General features: G+C 30.0%; 3 protein-coding genes. All 3 read left to right on the top strand.

From position 1 onward, the window contains the following. A partial coding sequence (locus A9996_RS19210; RefSeq protein WP_211272677.1) for a hypothetical protein occupies window positions 1-610 on the top strand: 610 nt, incomplete at its 5' end. A gap of 138 nt (window positions 611-748) precedes the next feature. Next, window positions 749-1,918 (top strand): Lnb N-terminal periplasmic domain-containing protein, encoded by a 1,170-nt coding sequence (locus A9996_RS19205; protein WP_066439132.1) that lies wholly within the window; start codon window positions 749-751, stop codon window positions 1,916-1,918. Window positions 1,919-2,115: 197 nt separating this feature from the next. After that, the coding region (locus tag A9996_RS20305) for a hypothetical protein (protein WP_211272676.1) at window positions 2,116-2,299 on the top strand (184 nt) is incomplete at its 3' end.

Below are 2,299 nucleotides of genomic sequence, written 5' to 3'. Positions count from 1 at the left end.
AACGTTGCCAGTAATTATGACAAAAACTACGCTGAAAATATTAATACTAATCTTGACTATAACGACCAGCTCTTGTAAAAAAGAACTGGAGACGATTTTAGAAGCTGATTATAAAGTTATTGAAATAGATTATGGATTTGATAATTATAAAAAAAACATCAGAGACAATTCTGAACAATTCATAATTAAAGAGAGAAATCTTGTTATAATTGATGTCGATAAAAATGGGCAAATTAAAATCAAGGATAGTTTCGTTGAAGACAGTTTAATAATATCTGAATTAAAAAAATATATAATTCCAAACCCTGATAATAATCAAATGCCAATGACTATTGTAGGCGACTTTGAATATTCTGGAAAAATTATAATGAATAAAAATCTTATGATTATGGCTAAATTTAACGAGGAATTAGACTATAAAAAATACAGCGGAATTAGAAACAAAATTTATTTATCATTTAATGAAGCGAGAAATGATTTTTCAATGGAAAAATTCAATAAAACTTTAGAGGAATTGACAAAGTCGACCGAGCAAAATGATGTTATGAAATGGAGAGAGTTAAGAGAAATAATGCCAATACGATATACCGAAATTTTGGGAGAAAAATAACTACTGGCAACACAGTATATAAGCTATGGCTTGGTCTGTGCCTATTTGTAAAATTTATGAATTTCCCAAAGTTAGTTTATATTTGGAGAAGTTCGTGCCAAAACGCGCCACAGCTCATATACATCAACGTTGCCAGTAATGGTAAAAAAATCCCGGAAGAAATTAAAAATCCATAATCAAATTGAATTTGGAACAAACTTGAAAAAAATATTATTCTTTATACTTCTGATTAGCCAAATCAGCTTTGCCAATGACTCTGTCGAAATAAGTATCTTAACTTGTTCGGCTGGTCAAGAAGTCTATTCAGTTTTCGGACACTCTGCAATTAGAGTGATTGACAAAGAAAAAAACATAGATGAAGTTTATAATTTCGGAATGTTTGATTTCAACGCGCCAAATTTTGAATATAAATACTTGAAAGGCAAATTAAAATACTATATCGGCATCCAAGAAACACAAGACTTCATAAAAAACTACACTGATGAAAATAGAGTAGTTTCTGAACAAACTTTAAACTTAACCTTAAAGGAGAAACGGAATCTTGTCAGTAACCTTCAATTATTATACAAACCAGAGAACAGATATTATCTATATTCTTTTTTAGACAAAAATTGTTCTACAGAAATTCGAGATTTATTAAGCCAAATCGGAATAAATTTTAAAAATCAAGAACTTAAGGAATCAAATAGAGATTTAATCAGCTCATATCTAAAGGAAATGCCTTGGCTTAAATTGGGAATTAATTTGGTTTTGGGAAAATCATTAGACAGAAATTCTACACGTAAACAAAGTATGTTTCTACCAGACTATCTGCAAAAAGAAATTGGTGCTTCAGAATTGAACGGCAAAAAACTTGTAAAATATAATCAAAACCTGAACTTGGTAGAAAGCAAGAGTCAATATAGTATTCAGAACATATTTTCGCCAATATTAGTGTTTTCGCTTTTGACTATTTTATTTCTATTTTGGTTTCCCTCTGCTGTTCGAATAATAGTCAGTTTAAGTATTGGAATTACAGGCTTATTTGTCCTTGCATTATGGCTGTTTTCTGGGCACGAAGAAGTCAAATCCAATTTAAATATTATTTGGTGTAACCCTTTATATCTACTTTACATTCCTTTACTAATCAAAAATAAGACTAATAAAATATTGAGTTTGACTTTAATAGTATCATTGAGTATTTCGGCATTAATTTGGATTTTTAAAGTACAAGTTTTTGACATATCAATGTTACCAATATTAACAATTTTGGGGATTTTGAACTTTAAAGAAATGAAAAAAACCTCGAAATTTCCAACTCGCAGGTAATTAAAAAACAATTAAGTAAGGAATGAAAATATAACAAACGGAACGTAAAACCACTACTGGCAACACCGTGTATAAGCCATTGCTAGGTCTGTGCTAGTCTGGAAAATTCTAGGGAATTTTCCAGAGGAGTTTTGTACCTTTAATGGTTCGTGTGTGAGACACGCAACGGCTCATACACATCAACGTTGCCAGTAATTATGACAAAAACTACGCTGAAAATATTAATAATAATCTTGACTATAACGACCAGCTCTTGTAAAAAAGAACTGGAGACGATTTTAGAAGCTGATTATAAAGTTATTGAAATAGATTATGGATTTGATAATTATAAAAAAAACATCAGAGACAAGTCTGAACAATTCATAATTAAAGAGAGAAACC

The sequence above is a fragment of the Gelidibacter algens genome (genome assembly GCF_001678675.1).
GTDB lineage: Bacteria > Bacteroidota > Bacteroidia > Flavobacteriales > Flavobacteriaceae > Gelidibacter > Gelidibacter algens.
The sequence above is the reverse complement of the archived record's forward strand: the minus strand, read 5'-3'. Positions and strand labels throughout refer to the sequence as shown.